The organism is Gottfriedia acidiceleris (assembly GCF_050457485.1).
Classification (GTDB): domain Bacteria; phylum Bacillota; class Bacilli; order Bacillales; family Bacillaceae_G; genus Gottfriedia; species Gottfriedia acidiceleris_D.
In genome coordinates this window covers 13,817-28,841 of the sequence record NZ_JBCMJM010000024.1, presented here as the reverse complement: position 1 = coordinate 28,841, position 15,025 = coordinate 13,817, and the positions used below count along the sequence as shown (strand labels likewise).

15 protein-coding genes and 1 other annotated feature are annotated in these 15,025 nt (G+C 37.1%); all 15 genes read right to left on the bottom strand.

All coding sequences use genetic code 11. The annotated features are described in order from the left end of the window. Window positions 1-30: 30 nt before the first annotated feature. Window positions 31-453: a 30S ribosomal protein S12 gene (gene rpsL / locus ABEY15_RS21970; RefSeq protein ID WP_056467392.1), complete on the bottom strand. Its 423-nt coding sequence runs from the start codon at window positions 451-453 to the stop codon at window positions 31-33. Between the two features lie 248 nt (window positions 454-701). Further along, window positions 702-4,310 (bottom strand): DNA-directed RNA polymerase subunit beta', encoded by a 3,609-nt coding sequence (gene rpoC, locus ABEY15_RS21965; protein ID WP_429892164.1) that lies wholly within the window; start codon window positions 4,308-4,310, stop codon window positions 702-704. Between the two features lie 46 nt (window positions 4,311-4,356). Continuing rightward, window positions 4,357-7,887: a DNA-directed RNA polymerase subunit beta gene (gene rpoB / locus ABEY15_RS21960; RefSeq protein WP_429892163.1), complete on the bottom strand. Its 3,531-nt coding sequence runs from the start codon at window positions 7,885-7,887 to the stop codon at window positions 4,357-4,359. 246 nt (window positions 7,888-8,133) lie between these two features. Beyond that, a complete protein-coding gene (locus tag ABEY15_RS21955) occupies window positions 8,134-8,733 on the bottom strand; it encodes a class I SAM-dependent methyltransferase (protein ID WP_429892162.1) in 600 nt (199 codons plus the stop codon). 109 nt (window positions 8,734-8,842) lie between these two features. After that, window positions 8,843-9,202: a 50S ribosomal protein L7/L12 gene (rplL, locus tag ABEY15_RS21950; RefSeq protein ID WP_069033604.1), complete on the bottom strand. Its 360-nt coding sequence runs from the start codon at window positions 9,200-9,202 to the stop codon at window positions 8,843-8,845. 56 nt (window positions 9,203-9,258) lie between these two features. Next, window positions 9,259-9,759, bottom strand: a complete 501-nt coding sequence (gene rplJ, locus ABEY15_RS21945) for a 50S ribosomal protein L10 (RefSeq protein WP_069033603.1) — start codon at window positions 9,757-9,759, stop codon at window positions 9,259-9,261. A 43-nt stretch (window positions 9,760-9,802) separates the two neighbouring features. Further along, window positions 9,803-9,938: a sequence feature (ribosomal protein L10 leader region), on the bottom strand. 54 nt (window positions 9,939-9,992) lie between these two features. Then, window positions 9,993-10,682: a 50S ribosomal protein L1 gene (gene rplA, locus ABEY15_RS21940; protein WP_056467376.1), complete on the bottom strand. Its 690-nt coding sequence runs from the start codon at window positions 10,680-10,682 to the stop codon at window positions 9,993-9,995. 115 nt (window positions 10,683-10,797) lie between these two features. Further along, on the bottom strand, window positions 10,798-11,223 hold the full coding sequence (gene rplK / locus ABEY15_RS21935) for a 50S ribosomal protein L11 (protein ID WP_056467373.1): 426 nt from the start codon (window positions 11,221-11,223) through the stop codon (window positions 10,798-10,800). 169 nt (window positions 11,224-11,392) lie between these two features. Further along, the gene (gene nusG, locus ABEY15_RS21930) at window positions 11,393-11,926 is read right to left on the bottom strand and encodes a transcription termination/antitermination protein NusG (protein ID WP_097978206.1); all 534 of its coding nucleotides are present in this window, start codon (window positions 11,924-11,926) and stop codon (window positions 11,393-11,395) included. Window positions 11,927-12,040: 114 nt separating this feature from the next. Continuing rightward, entirely contained in the window at window positions 12,041-12,238 is a 198-nt protein-coding gene (gene secE / locus ABEY15_RS21925; RefSeq protein ID WP_235832964.1) for a preprotein translocase subunit SecE, read from the bottom strand. Between the two features lie 112 nt (window positions 12,239-12,350). Continuing rightward, window positions 12,351-12,497 (bottom strand): 50S ribosomal protein L33, encoded by a 147-nt coding sequence (gene rpmG, locus ABEY15_RS21920; RefSeq protein ID WP_082459366.1) that lies wholly within the window; start codon window positions 12,495-12,497, stop codon window positions 12,351-12,353. Window positions 12,498-12,632: 135 nt separating this feature from the next. After that, on the bottom strand, window positions 12,633-13,283 hold the full coding sequence (gene sigH, locus ABEY15_RS21915) for an RNA polymerase sporulation sigma factor SigH (protein ID WP_056467364.1): 651 nt from the start codon (window positions 13,281-13,283) through the stop codon (window positions 12,633-12,635). A 65-nt stretch (window positions 13,284-13,348) separates the two neighbouring features. Continuing rightward, complete coding sequence (locus ABEY15_RS21910) at window positions 13,349-13,828, bottom strand: NYN domain-containing protein (protein WP_387332445.1); 480 nt, start codon at window positions 13,826-13,828, stop codon at window positions 13,349-13,351. A 34-nt stretch (window positions 13,829-13,862) separates the two neighbouring features. Next, window positions 13,863-14,606 (bottom strand): 23S rRNA (guanosine(2251)-2'-O)-methyltransferase RlmB, encoded by a 744-nt coding sequence (gene rlmB / locus ABEY15_RS21905; RefSeq protein ID WP_429892161.1) that lies wholly within the window; start codon window positions 14,604-14,606, stop codon window positions 13,863-13,865. A gap of 1 nt (window position 14,607) precedes the next feature. Further along, window positions 14,608-15,024 (bottom strand): Mini-ribonuclease 3, encoded by a 417-nt coding sequence (locus tag ABEY15_RS21900; protein WP_429892159.1) that lies wholly within the window; start codon window positions 15,022-15,024, stop codon window positions 14,608-14,610. Window position 15,025 lies beyond the last annotated feature (1 nt).

Sequence of the window (15,025 nt, the reverse complement as noted above, 5' to 3'; positions counted from 1 at the left end):
TATTTCCTCCTTTCGGCTAGTTGTTATTTATTACTTCTTAGCTGCTTTTGGTCTCTTAGTTCCATATTTAGAACGACCTTGCATACGTTTGTCAACACCTGCAGTATCTAATGCACCACGAACGATATGGTAACGTACCCCTGGTAAATCTTTTACACGTCCACCACGGATAAGAACAACACTGTGCTCTTGTAAGTTGTGTCCGATACCTGGGATATAAGCAGTTACCTCGATTTGGTTAGTTAAACGCACACGAGCATATTTACGTAAAGCTGAGTTTGGTTTCTTTGGAGTCATTGTACCAACACGAGTACAAACACCACGTTTTTGTGGAGCTGATAAATCAGTTGATTTTTTCTTTAATGAGTTGAAACCTTTATTTAATGCTGGTGATTTTGATTTCCATACTTTAGAAGTACGTCCATTACGCACTAACTGGTTAATAGTAGGCATGATTTTTCCTCCCTTCAAATATTTATAAGACCACACATCCAGGTGGTTCATAATAAGTTGAAAACAAAGTTTTTGCAAGAAGAAGGAAGCCCTCCTTCTCACAAAAACAGTTTTAACTACTGTATATTCCTAAATTAGCCCCGGATCTAACCTGCTTAGATTAGCAGTGCTATTGTCTAGGAGCAACCTTGAATATCTTATCATTTTTCATCAAATGATGTCAACTCAAGTTTTAAAATATTTTAAGTTTATTTTTCAACTAATACTTCTTCGTTCATTTCAACTGATTCAGTTAAATCTTTTACAAGATCTACTTTACGGTATCTGTTCATACCAGTACCAGCTGGAACCAACTTACCTATAATAACATTCTCTTTTAATCCTAGCAACTCATCACGTTTTCCTTTAATCGCAGCGTCTGTTAATACACGCGTTGTTTCTTGGAATGATGCAGCAGATAGGAATGAGTCTGTTTCTAATGATGCTTTTGTAATACCTAGTAATAATGGGCGTGCAGTAGCTGGTTGTTTACCTGCAAATAAAGCTTCTTTATTTGCTTCAGTAAACTGATGAAGTTCTAATAATGTACCAGGTAATAAATCAGTCTCACCTGCATCCATTACACGAACTTTCTTCAGCATTTGACGTACCATTACCTCTACGTGCTTGTCGCCAATTTCTACCCCTTGCATACGGTATACTTTTTGTACTTCACGTAGTAAGTATTCTTGAACAGCATTTGTACCTTTTACTTTTAGAAGTTCTTTAGGATCAATTGAACCTTCAGTCATTACTTGACCGCGTTCAATTGATTCACCTTCTTGAACTTTTAGTCTAGCGCCATAAGGAACTGGGTAGTTTCTAGATTCAACTGAGCCTTGAACAATAATTTCTTGTTTATCTTTAGCGTCAGTAGAAATTGAAATAATACCATCAATTTCAGAAATAACCGCTTGACCTTTAGGATTACGTGCTTCAAATAGCTCTTGGATACGAGGTAAACCTTGAGTAATATCGTCTCCTGCTACCCCACCTGTATGGAATGTACGCATCGTTAACTGTGTACCTGGTTCACCGATTGATTGTGCAGCGATAATACCTACTGCCTCACCAACTTCAACCTCAGCACCTGTAGCTAAGTTACGGCCATAACATTTTTTACATACTCCATGGTTAGTATTACATGTGAACGCAGAACGGATATTAACTTCTTCAATACCAGCATCGATAATTTCACGAGCTAAGTCTTCTGTAATTAAATCGTTCTCTTGAGCAAGTAATGCACCTGTTTCTGGGTGGCGTATAGTTGAACGTAAATGACGACCAACTAAACGATCGTATAATCCTTCAATAATTTCGTTACCTTCTTTAATTGCTTTAACGTGTAATCCGCGGTCAGTACCACAATCATCTTGACGAACGATTACATCTTGTGCAACGTCAACTAGACGACGAGTTAAGTAACCTGAATCGGCTGTTTTTAGTGCTGTATCGGCAAGACCTTTACGCGCACCGTGTGTAGAGATGAAGTATTCAAGTACCGTTAGACCTTCACGGAATGAAGATTTGATTGGTAACTCAATAATACGACCAGCCGGGTTGGCCATCAGACCACGCATACCAGCAAGCTGAGTAAAGTTAGATGCGTTACCACGGGCACCAGAGTCACTCATCATAAAGATTGGGTTACGTTTATTTAGGGAAGCCATCAGTTTGCCTTGAATAACATCCTTCGCATCACTCCAAATTGCGATTACACGATCGTAACGCTCATCTTCTGTGATTAAACCACGGCGGAATTGTTTTAGAACTTTATCTACTTTTTCTTGAGCTTCAGCAATAATTAACTGTTTCTCAGGTAATACGATGATGTCTGATACACCAACTGTAATACCAGCTTTAGTAGAGTGTCTGAATCCAAGATCCTTCATGCGGTCTAGCATTTTTGACGTTTCAGTAATTTTGAAACGTTTAAATACTTCTGCGATAATATTTCCAAGTATTTTCTTTTTGAAAGGAGCAATTTCTTCTCTACTTTCAATAATTTCTTTAATATTCGAACCTTTAGCTACGAAATACATCTGAGGAGTTTCCTTCTCAAGATTACTCTGAGTAGGTTCATTAATATATGGGAACGAAGTAGGTAAGATTTCATTGAAAATTAACTTACCAACCGTTGTGATTAATAATGAATTTTTTTGTTCTTCAGTAAATGTTTCGTTATTTAATGAATTTGCTGCAACAGCAACACGAGAATGTAAATGTACATAGCCATTTTGGTATGCAATTAACGCCTCATTGATATCTTTAAATACCATACCTTCACCAACTGCGCCTGCACGCTCAAGAGTTAAGTAATAGTTACCTAATACCATATCTTGAGATGGTGTAACTACTGGTTTACCATCTTTCGGGTTCAGGATGTTTTGTGCTGCTAGCATTAGGATACGTGCTTCTGCTTGTGCTTCACTTGATAACGGTACGTGAACAGCCATTTGGTCTCCATCAAAATCGGCATTGTATGCAGTACATACAAGTGGATGTAGACGGATTGCACGGCCTTCTACTAATGTAGGTTCGAACGCTTGGATACCAAGTCTGTGCAGAGTTGGGGCACGGTTTAGTAACACTGGATGCTCACGAATAACTGATTCTAATACATCCCAAATCTCAGGGTGTAAACGCTCAATTTTACGTTTTGCAGACTTAATGTTATGTGCTAATCCGCGCTCTACTAATTCTTTCATCACGAATGGCTTGAATAATTCAATTGCCATTTCTTTTGGTAATCCACATTGATACATTTGTAGGTTTGGTCCTACAACGATAACCGAACGGCCAGAGTAGTCAACACGTTTACCAAGTAAGTTTTGACGGAAACGTCCTTGCTTACCTTTAAGCATGTGAGAAAGAGATTTTAATGGACGGTTACCTGGTCCAGTAACTGGACGGCCACGACGACCATTGTCAATTAACGCATCAACTGCTTCTTGAAGCATACGTTTTTCGTTTTGTACGATGATGCTTGGTGCACCAAGGTCTAATAAACGTTTTAAACGGTTGTTACGGTTAATTACACGACGATATAAATCGTTTAGATCTGAAGTTGCAAAACGTCCACCATCTAATTGAACCATTGGTCGTAATTCAGGTGGGATTACTGGTAGCACATCTAAGATCATCCAAGAAGGCTCATTACCAGAGTTACGGAATGCTTCCAAAACTTCTAAACGTTTAATTGCTCTTGTACGACGTTGACCTTGAGCAGTTTTTAACTCTTCTTTTAATGAATCAACATCTTTTTCAAGATTAATATCGCTTAATAATTTTTTAATTGCTTCAGCACCCATAGATGCTTGGAAAGTTTGACCGTAACGCTCACGATAAGCACGGAACTCTTTCTCAGAAAGCAATTGTTTCTTTTCTAAAGGAGTATCTCCAGCTTCAGTTACTACGTAAGAAGCAAAGTAGATAACTTCTTCCAGAGCACGAGGGGACATGTCTAAAACAAGTCCCATTCGGCTTGGAATACCTTTGAAATACCAAATATGTGATACTGGTGCAGCTAATTCGATGTGACCCATACGCTCACGACGTACTTTTGCACGAGTTACTTCAACTCCACAACGATCACAAACTACACCTTTATAACGTACACGTTTATATTTTCCGCAGTGACATTCCCAATCTTTAGTAGGACCGAAAATGCGTTCACAGAAAAGACCATCTTTTTCAGGTTTTAATGTACGGTAGTTAATTGTTTCAGGTTTTTTAATTTCCCCGTATGACCACGAGCGAATTTTGTCAGGCGATGCAAGTCCGATCTTCATATACTCGAAATTATTTACATCTATCAAGGGGCCTACCTCCCTTTCTGTCCTAAGGTTTTACCCTATATAATACTTATTCTTTTACGTATTCCATATCCATCGCTAAATGTTCTGAATTTTGATCATCATCATCTTCAGTATCACGCATTTCAATTTCTTCGTCTGTAGCAGACATCATCTTAACATCCATACCAAGTGACTGTAATTCTTTAATTAATACTTTGAATGATTCAGGAACACCTGGTTCCGGTACATTTTCACCTTTAACGATTGCTTCATATGTTTTCACACGTCCAACAACGTCATCAGATTTAACTGTTAAGATTTCTTGTAATGTGTATGCAGCACCGTATGCTTCAAGTGCCCAAACCTCCATCTCACCAAAACGTTGTCCACCAAATTGTGCTTTACCACCAAGTGGTTGTTGCGTAACAAGTGAGTAAGGTCCTGTTGAACGAGCATGTAGCTTATCGTCAACCATGTGTGCAAGTTTAATCATATACATGACACCAACAGATACACGGTTATCGAATGGCTCACCTGTACGTCCATCATAAAGTACAGTTTTCGCATCACGTGCCATACCAGCTTCTTCAATTGTTCCCCAAACATCTTCCTCACGCGCTCCGTCAAATACTGGAGAAGCAACATGAATGCCAAGATATCTTGCAGCCATACCTAAGTGTAGCTCTAACACCTGACCGATGTTCATACGAGAAGGTACCCCTAATGGATTTAACATGATATCAACTGGCGTTCCATCAGGTAAGAATGGCATATCTTCTTCTGGTAAAATACGAGAGATAACCCCTTTATTACCATGTCGTCCAGCCATTTTATCCCCTTCAGAGATTTTACGTTTCTGAACGATATAAACACGAACAAGTTGGTTTACTCCTGGTGGTAGCTCATCACCGTTCTCACGAGTGAATACTTTCACATCAAGAATAATTCCGCCTCCACCGTGTGGAACACGTAAAGATGTATCACGAACTTCACGAGCTTTTTCACCGAAGATTGCATGTAGAAGACGCTCTTCAGCAGTTAATTCAGTTACACCTTTAGGCGTTACTTTACCAACTAATAAATCTCCATCTTTTACTTCTGCACCAATTCGGATAATTCCACGCTCATCAAGATTTTTAAGTGCATCTTCACCGACGTTTGGAATATCACGAGTGATTTCTTCAGGTCCTAATTTTGTATCACGAGCTTCTGATTCATATTCTTCAATATGAACTGAAGTGTAAACATCTTCTTTAACAAGACGGCGACTCATAATGATCGCATCCTCGTAGTTGTAACCATCCCATGTCATGAATGCTACTAATACGTTACGTCCTAGTGCTAATTCACCTTTTTCCATCGAAGGTCCATCTGCAAGAATTTCGCCTCTTACTACTTCGTCACCAACACTTACGATTGGGCGTTGGTTATAACAAGTACCTTGGTTAGAACGCACGAATTTTAACATACGATATTTATCAAGGTCACCTTTAACTTTTTGTCCATCTACTTCTGAGTAGCGACGTACCCAAACTTCTTTCGCTTCAACACGTTCAACGATACCTGGGTGTTTACAAATTACTGCAGCACCAGAGTCTTTTGCTGAAACGTATTCCATACCTGTACCTACGATTGGAGATTCAGGGTTTAATAATGGTACTGCTTGACGTTGCATGTTCGCTCCCATTAGGGCACGGTTTGAGTCATCGTTCTCTAAGAAAGGAATACATGCTGTCGCAGCTGATACTACTTGTTTTGGAGATACATCCATGTAGTCAATACGCTCACGTTTTACAACAGTGTTGTCTCCACGGAAACGAGCAACTACATCTTCATCTAAGAAACTACCATCTTCACCTAAACGAGCATTCGCTTGGGCTACAACGTATAGATCCTCTTCATCAGCAGTTAAGTAATCAATTTTATCAGTTAGACGACCAGTTTCAGAGTCTACACGACGATATGGAGTTTCAATGAAACCAAATTGATTTACTTTTGCATAAGAAGAAAGTGAGTTAATTAATCCGATGTTTGGTCCCTCAGGCGTTTCAATCGGACACATACGGCCATAGTGAGAGTAATGAACGTCACGCACTTCAAATCCTGCACGTTCACGTGTTAAACCACCTGGTCCAAGTGCTGATAGTCTTCGTTTATGAGTTAATTCAGCAAGAGGATTTGTTTGGTCCATGAATTGAGATAGCTGTGAACTACCAAAGAACTCTTTTATTGAAGCAATTACAGGGCGAATATTAATTAACGCCTGTGGAGTAACTGCGTTTGTATCTTGAATTGACATACGTTCACGTACTACACGTTCCATACGAGATAAACCGATACGGAATTGGTTTTGAAGTAATTCACCAACTGAACGTAAACGACGATTTCCTAAATGGTCAATATCGTCAGTGTCACCTACGTTATGTAGCAGGTTAAAGAAGTAAGAAATTGAAGAAATAATGTCCGCAGGTGATATGTTTTTCACACTTTTGCTTACATTCGCATTTCCAATAACTTGAATAACTTGTTCACCATCATCTACAGGAGCGTAAATTTTAATAGATTGTAGAGTAATCTCTTCTTCTAATACGCCAGCAGCAGGGTGAGCAACTTTTTCACCGATATTCTTTTCTAAGAATGGAATAATACGGTCTAACGTACGGCGATCAAGAGTTGTCCCTTTTTCTACAATAATTTCACCAGTTTCTGGATCCACTAATGTTTCTGCAATACGTTGGTTAAATAGTCTATTTTTAATGTGTAATTTTTTATTTATTTTGTAGCGTCCAACGCTAGCTAAATCATAACGCTTCGGATCAAAGAAGCGAGTAATTAATAGGTTTTTAGCGTTTTCTACTGTAGGTGGTTCACCTGGACGTAATCTTTCATAGATTTCAAGAAGCGCCTTTTCAGTGCTATCTGTGTTATCTTTTTCAAGAGTATTACGTAGGTATTCATTCTCGCCTAATAAGTCTAGAATCTCTTGGTCTGTACCAAACCCAAGCGAACGTAGTAGTACCGTTACAGGTAATTTTCTTGTACGGTCAATACGTACATAAACTACATCCTTCGCGTCCGTTTCGTACTCTAACCAAGCACCACGGTTCGGAATAACTGTAGCCGTAAAACCTTTTTTACCATTTTTGTCGATCTTTCCACTGTAGTACACACTCGGAGAACGTACTAATTGTGAAACGATTACACGTTCAGCACCATTAATAATGAATGTACCAGTGTCCGTCATCAATGGGAAATCACCCATGAAAACGTCTTGCTCCTTAACTTCGCCAGTTTCCTTATTTAATAGGCGAACTTTTACTCGAAGCGGAGCAGCGTAGTTTACGTCACGCTCTTTTGATTCTTCTACAACATACTTCGGCTCACCTAAACTGTAATCAATGAATTCTAATGATAGATTACCTGTGAAATCCTCAATTGGTGAAATGTCTTGGAACATTTCTCTCAAACCTTCATCTAAAAACCATTGGTAAGATGCTGTTTGAATTTCAATTAAGTTAGGTAACTCTAAAACTTCACTGATACGAGCATAACTTCTGCGTTGGCGGTGTCGTCCATATTGAACTAGTTGACCTGTCAACATATTCACCCCTTAAATTAAGAGTATTTATAACAAAAAAATAGTAACAAATAAGCAGAAAAATATCCCTTACTTGTTAGACAAAAAATAAAATGGTTTCAAAATGAAAACCATTTATTAAACTCAACGACAGTCATTTTACTATCATTTCCAAAGAATATAGAAATATACCCACTTCCAAAAAATCCTTTTTGAAAATAAATATATATTGGCATTTAATAATACTATCACAAGCAAAATTTACAGTCAATCTTTTTTACTTTTTATGATATAATATCCTTTATCTTTTTTTACAACCTCAACCTCGTCGAAAGTTTCTTTTAATAAATCAAGCGCAGATGGCGCTCCTTGCTTTTTTTGTATAACTACCCATAGCTCTCCACCAGGGAGTAATTTATCATGAGCACCTTTTAAAATTTCATGAACAACGATTTTCCCAGCACGAATTGGCGGATTTGTTAAAATAGCTGCATATTCACCAATTACATTTTCATAGATGCTACTTTCATAGATTTTCACATTTTCTATTTTATTTACACTCGCATTTTCTTTCGCTAATTCAATCGCTCTTAAATTCACATCGACCATATCCACCATACGATTAGAATCATCTTTTGCGATCGATAATCCTATTGGACCATACCCGCATCCAACATCTAATATGTCCCCATCAATTTCAGGGAATGTGAATATGTCAATTAAAACACGAGACCCAAAATCAACTTCATTCCTAGAAAAAACACCTGAATCAGATTGGAACTTCAAATCATTCCCTCTCAGAGTAAATGAAAATACCTTTTTATCAGTTTTACTATTCGGTTGATTTGTAAAATAATGATCTGCCATTAAAAATCCTTCTTCCATATATATACTTATCAACAGTCTTCCCAAAAGTAATCCCATATGTACAAAAAAAGCTCGCATAAATGCGAGCTTTTCTAAAAACATCTAGAAATTACTTAACTTCTACGTTAGCGCCAACTTCTTCAAGTTTAGCTTTCATTTCTTCAGCTTCTTCTTTGCTGATTCCTTCTTTAATTGCTTTAGGAGTGTTGTCAACTAATTCTTTAGCTTCTTTTAATCCTAAACCAGTTAATTCACGAACAACTTTGATAACTTTGATTTTTTGGTCGCCAGGGCTAGCTAATACTAAATCAAATTCAGTTTGCTCAGCAGCAGCTTCTACAGCGCCACCCATCATAGCTACAGGAGCAGCAGCAGTTACGCCGAACTCTTCTTCGATTGCTTTTACTAAGTCATTTAATTCTAATACAGTCATGTTTTTAACTGCTTCAATGATTTGTTCTTTAGTCATTGTTAATTTCCTCCTTGTTTATACCTTTAAATTATATATTTTAAGCGATCTTGGCATTAAGCGCCTTGTTCTTCTTTTTGTTCTGCAACTGCTTTAGTTGCAAGAGCGAAGTTGCGGATTGGTGCTTGTAGCACGCTAAGCAACATAGAAAGTAAACCTTCGCGAGATGGAAGTTCAGCAAGAGCTTTAACTTCTTCAACAGTAGCAACGTTTCCTTCGATTACACCAGCTTTAATTTCTAAAGCTTCGTGTTTTTTAGCGAAATCGTTGATTACTTTAGCAGGAGCAATTACATCCTCCGTACTAAACGCGATTGCGTTTGGACCAGTTAATGATTCGTTTAAACCAGCTAAGCCAGCCTCTTCAGCAGCACGACGAGTTAAAGTGTTTTTGTAAACTTTGAACTCAACGCCAGCTTCACGTAATTGCTTACGTAATTCAGTTACTTCAGCAACATTTAAACCACGGTAGTCAACAACAATTGTTGATTTACTATCACGTAATTTAGCAGCTACTTCAGATACAACTTGTTTTTTAGCTTCTAATACTGCGCTCATTTATTACACCTCCTGTGGATTTTTGTGTGTATACCGCAAAAGTGTAACCATAGCAAAACCTCCACGAACTTTTCAAAAAAAGACATGGAGGTTGTATATGCACGAATTTATCAGTTATACACCTCGGTAGGATATTAAGCATAAGCACCTACTGTCTACGGTAGTCTATTTAATTAGCAAGACAATCTCCATTATAGAGAGTTCTTGTCGAATTGTCAACTTTGTTTTTTATCTTAGAAACTAGCTGGATCTACTTTGATACCAGGGCCCATAGTTGAAGTGATTGCTACGTTCTTCATATATGTTCCTTTAGCAGCAGCAGGTTTAACTTTTACCATTGTTTCAAAGATTGTTGTAAAGTTTTCTACTAACTTTTCGTTTTCGAAAGATACTTTACCGATTGGTACGTGAATGTTACCTGCTTTATCAACACGGTATTCAACTTTACCAGCTTTGATTTCGTTAACAGCTTTTGTTACGTCAAATGTAACTGTACCTGTTTTCGGGTTTGGCATTAAACCTTTAGGTCCTAATACACGTCCTAATTTACCAACTTCAGCCATCATGTCTGGAGTTGCTACTACTACATCAAAATCGAACCAACCTTGTTGGATTTTGTTAATCATGTCAGCATCGCCTACGAAATCAGCACCAGCAGCTTCAGCTTCTTTAGCTTTTTCACCTTTAGCGAATACTAATACACGTTGTACTTTACCAGTACCGTGTGGAAGAACTACTGCACCACGAATTTGTTGGTCAGCTTTCTTTGGATCTACTCCTAAACGGAATGCTACTTCAACTGTTGCATCGAAGTTAACAGTTGTAGTCTTTTTAACAAGTTCAACAGCTTCGTTTACTGCGTAAACAGCTGTACGATCTACTAATTTAATAGCTTCTTGGTATTTTTTACCTTTGTTAGCCATGTTTTATTCCTCCTAATGTGGTTTTAACGGATTTTCCTCCCACGAATAAAGGTTGCGATAAAACACATCAAATGATGTTCGCAACCTCCTCAATCACACCTTATTGAAGATGGGATTAGTCTTCAATAACGATACCCATACTACGTGCAGTACCTTCTACCATACGCATAGCAGCTTCAACAGAAGCAGCATTTAAGTCAGGCATTTTTTGTTCAGCAATCTCACGCACTTTATCGCGTTTAACTGTTGCTACTTTTTTACGATTTGGTTCACCAGAACCAGACTCAATACCAGCCGCTACTTTAAGAAGTACAGCAGCAGGAGGAGTTTTCGTAATAAATGTAAACGAACGATCTTCGAATACAGTGATTTCAACAGGAATAATTAGACCAGCTTGGTCAGCTGTACGAGCGTTGAACTCTTTACAGAATCCCATGATGTTAACACCTGCTTGTCCTAGTGCAGGACCAACTGGTGGTGCTGGGTTTGCTTTTCCTGCAGGAATTTGCAATTTTACCATTTTAATTACTTTTTTAGCCACGAGACACACCTCCTTAAGTCCGTGATGTGGTAACGGGTTTTTACACCCTCCCACTCATATCGTTTTGCATTTGCATGCATATTCTTATACAGAAGTTAATATCATCTTTTCGATGCATATTGACCTTTAAAAGTCTAACATTTTCAAATTAAAAATGCAAGGTCTTGTATTATAATTTTTCAATAAGGTGTAAATCCAATTCTACCGGTGTTTCTTTATTAAAGAATTCTACTAACACAGTCACTTTTTTCTTTTCGAAGTCAATTTCTTTAATTGATCCAGTATAATTCGCAAATGGACCTTCTTTTAATCGAACAACTTCATTTACATCTAAATCAAAATCAATTGTTTGTTCATCTAGACCCATATGTTTTAGAATATGAGTAATTTCTTCTTCTAAAAGTGGGGTTGGTTTTGAACCAGATCCTGCCGAGCCAACGAAACCAGTTACTCCCGGTGTATTTCGAACTACATACCAAGAATCGTCAGTCATAACTAGTTCAACTAACACATAACCTGGAAACACTTTACGTTTCGTTACTTTCTCTTTACCGTTCTTCATTTCTACTTCTGATTCTTCTGGAACTATTACACGGAAAATTTTATCCTGCATTCCCATTGTTTCTACACGTTTTTCTAAATTCGCTTTTACTTTATTCTCATATCCTGAGTAAGTATGAACTACATACCATCTTTTTTCCATGTTAGAGGACTACTTGTCCTTCCCTCCCCGGTCAACTTTCTTTGCAAATTAAAAAACCCGTCACCGGGCTTTTTTTTAAACATTATCACTCATTATAGCACAATTAGTTTTAACTTATTCAAGAATAAGTCGAATTAGTTTAGAAAGTCCTGTGTCAATTACAGCGAAGAATACTACAAAGAATAAAACTGTAGCTAATACTGTAACTGTTGAATTAACTAATTCTTTACGTTTAGGCCATGAAACTTTTTTCATTTCACTTTTTACTTCGCGAAAAAACTTACCGATACGACCCACAGATGCAACCCCCATATATACTAGTTTAGAGATTTACGAAACGTCCGCCTTGTCCAAAAAATAGTGCTGAATCTTAAGTTAATATAATGAATAAGGACATTCGCAATTTTCATTTATCTTACTTCGTTTATTTTGTTTCTTTATGTGTAGTATGCTCATTGCATGTTTTACAAAACTTTTTCATCTCCAAACGTTCTACAGAAGAGGAATTCTTCATCGTGGAGTAATTTCTATTATTGCAATTAGCGCACGACAGGACAACTTTTTTTCTCATGGTGACACCAACCTAATTCATCTTATAATTATCCATTTAGAATGTACCATGTGAAATATAAACTGTCAAATTCATTACTAAACCCTTGTATTCCTATATATTATTTTGATTTACAAAGGAAATTCTTTGATCTAATTAAACTGATAGTTCTCTAATTTCCATATATCTTTCAAGCTTTCTTTTTACTCGTTGAAGAGCATTATCAATCGATTTTACATGTCTGTTTAACTCTTCTGATATTTCTTGGTAAGATCGACCATCTAAATAAAGTGATAATACTTTTCTTTCTAAATCGCTTAATAATTCAGACATTTTAAGCTCTATGTCCACATTTTCTTCTTGATTGATCACAAGTTCCTCTGGATCCATGTTTTTTGTTTCTGTTAAAACATCCAATAATGTACGATCAGATTCCTCATCATAAATAGGCTTGTCCAATGAAACATAAGAATTTAATGGGATGTGCTTTTGTCTAGTTGCTGTTTTAATCGCTGTAATAATTTGTCTTGTAATGCATAATTCTGCAAACGCCTTGAAAGACGAAAGTTTGTCTTCTTTGTAATCACGAATTGCTTTGTATAATCCAATCATACCTTCTTGAATGATGTCTTCACGGTCAGCTCCTATTAGGAAATAAGACCTAGACTTTGCTTTAACGAAATTTCGGTACTTTTGAATTAAAAATGTTAGTGCCTCTTGATCACCCTCTCGAACATATTCGAGAATTACCTCATCTTCTAAAGGGCCATACTCTATCATTAGCTTCAATTCCTGTTCAACGTTCAAAATTAGCACCTCCGACCAAACAATTTAATTAAATTATACAGCACAAAGAAGAAGGAAACAATAAGTCATCGTTCCCCTCTTCGCCATTTTTCTAAAATTTCTGTTTGTTTCGAATTTAAAGTCTTACTAATCGTCAGTCTTTGATCAGGTATTTCACTAATTCGACTACTTATCATTTTTTTATTTTGAGTAACCGATCGATATAGTTCCATTGCAGGTATACGAAGTGCACCTTGTCCAAATATTTGCCATTGCTCAGTAAAGTCAGATGTCGCAACATAAATATGATGGTTAACATGACGAAGCTCAATTGCAAGTTTTTCAATTTTTTCATCAGCCGTTTGGTTTTTTCGAGTAAAAATCACTTCGACCTTTGAATTCTTGTCGACCTTCTCGATTCCATTTACAAAATGAGCATCAAATACAACAATTATATACATCCCTGTGTATGCTTTATACTCGGCAAGTTGAGTAATTAGATAATCACGTGATTTATCAAAGTCAATTTCTCGAAGTTTTCTAAGATTCGGCCAAGCTCCAATCATGTTATAACCATCTACAATAAGAATCTCTTTCTTTTTATGATCCAAGCGGATGTCTCTTACGATATATTTCATACATTAATAAACTAGCCGCAACAGACGCATTTAACGATGTAACTTTACCGACCATTGGTAACTTAATTAGGAAATCACATTTTTCCTTTAAGATCCTGCTCATGCCTTTACCTTCGCTACCAATAATTAACCCAAGAGAAATTTGGCCATCCATGTTTCGATAGTCATCAGCACCTTTTGCATCTGTACCAAAAATCCAAACTCCTCTTTCTTTTAATTCATCTATAGTTCTTGCTAAGTTTGTTACTCGAGCTACTGGAATGTATTCAATTGCTCCAGTAGAAGCTTTAGCAACCGCTGAAGTTAAACCTACCGCTCTTCTCTTTGGAATAATGATTCCATGAGCACCAACTGCATCAGCTGTTCTCATAATTGAGCCTAAATTATGAGGGTCTTCAATTTCATCAAGAATTAAGAAGAACGGTTGTTCATTTCGACTACTAGCCACTTCAAACAAATCATCAATTTCCACATATTCATATGCAGCCACTTGTGCTACTACACCTTGGTGATTTCCTTTAACCATTCCATCTAATTTCTTGTTTGGTGCTGTTTGAACTATCACTTTATTTTGGTTAGCTAATTCTAAAAGTTTATGGATTTGACCTTTATTTGCTCCTTCGCTAACCCAAATTTTATTTATATCACGACCTGAACGTATTGCTTCCATAACTGGATTACGTCCAATAATAAATTCCTCAGACATATTATGCTCCTTTTTCATTCTCAATAAATTGAATCGCAAAATGTACAATTGTATTGAGTCTATCTTCATTTTTTAATAAATAATGGTATCCAATTAACGCTTCCATTGCGGTTGCGTATCGATAGGTTTGTACATCCGTATTTTTTGGTACAGTTCCTGATTTTGCATTACGGCCCCTTTTAACAACTGCAACTTCTTCATCTGACAATATCTCAGTAAAAAGCATTTCTCTAATTACTTTAGCTTGTCCTTTCGCAGAAACAAATCTTGTTGCTGCTCGGTGAAGTTGATTAGGTCTTACTGTCCCTTTTTCAAGGAGGTGATGACGCACATAAATTTCATATACAGCATCACCTATATAAGCAAGTGCTAAACTATTTAGTTGTTTAGCATCAATATTTTGGTTACTTTCAATCATG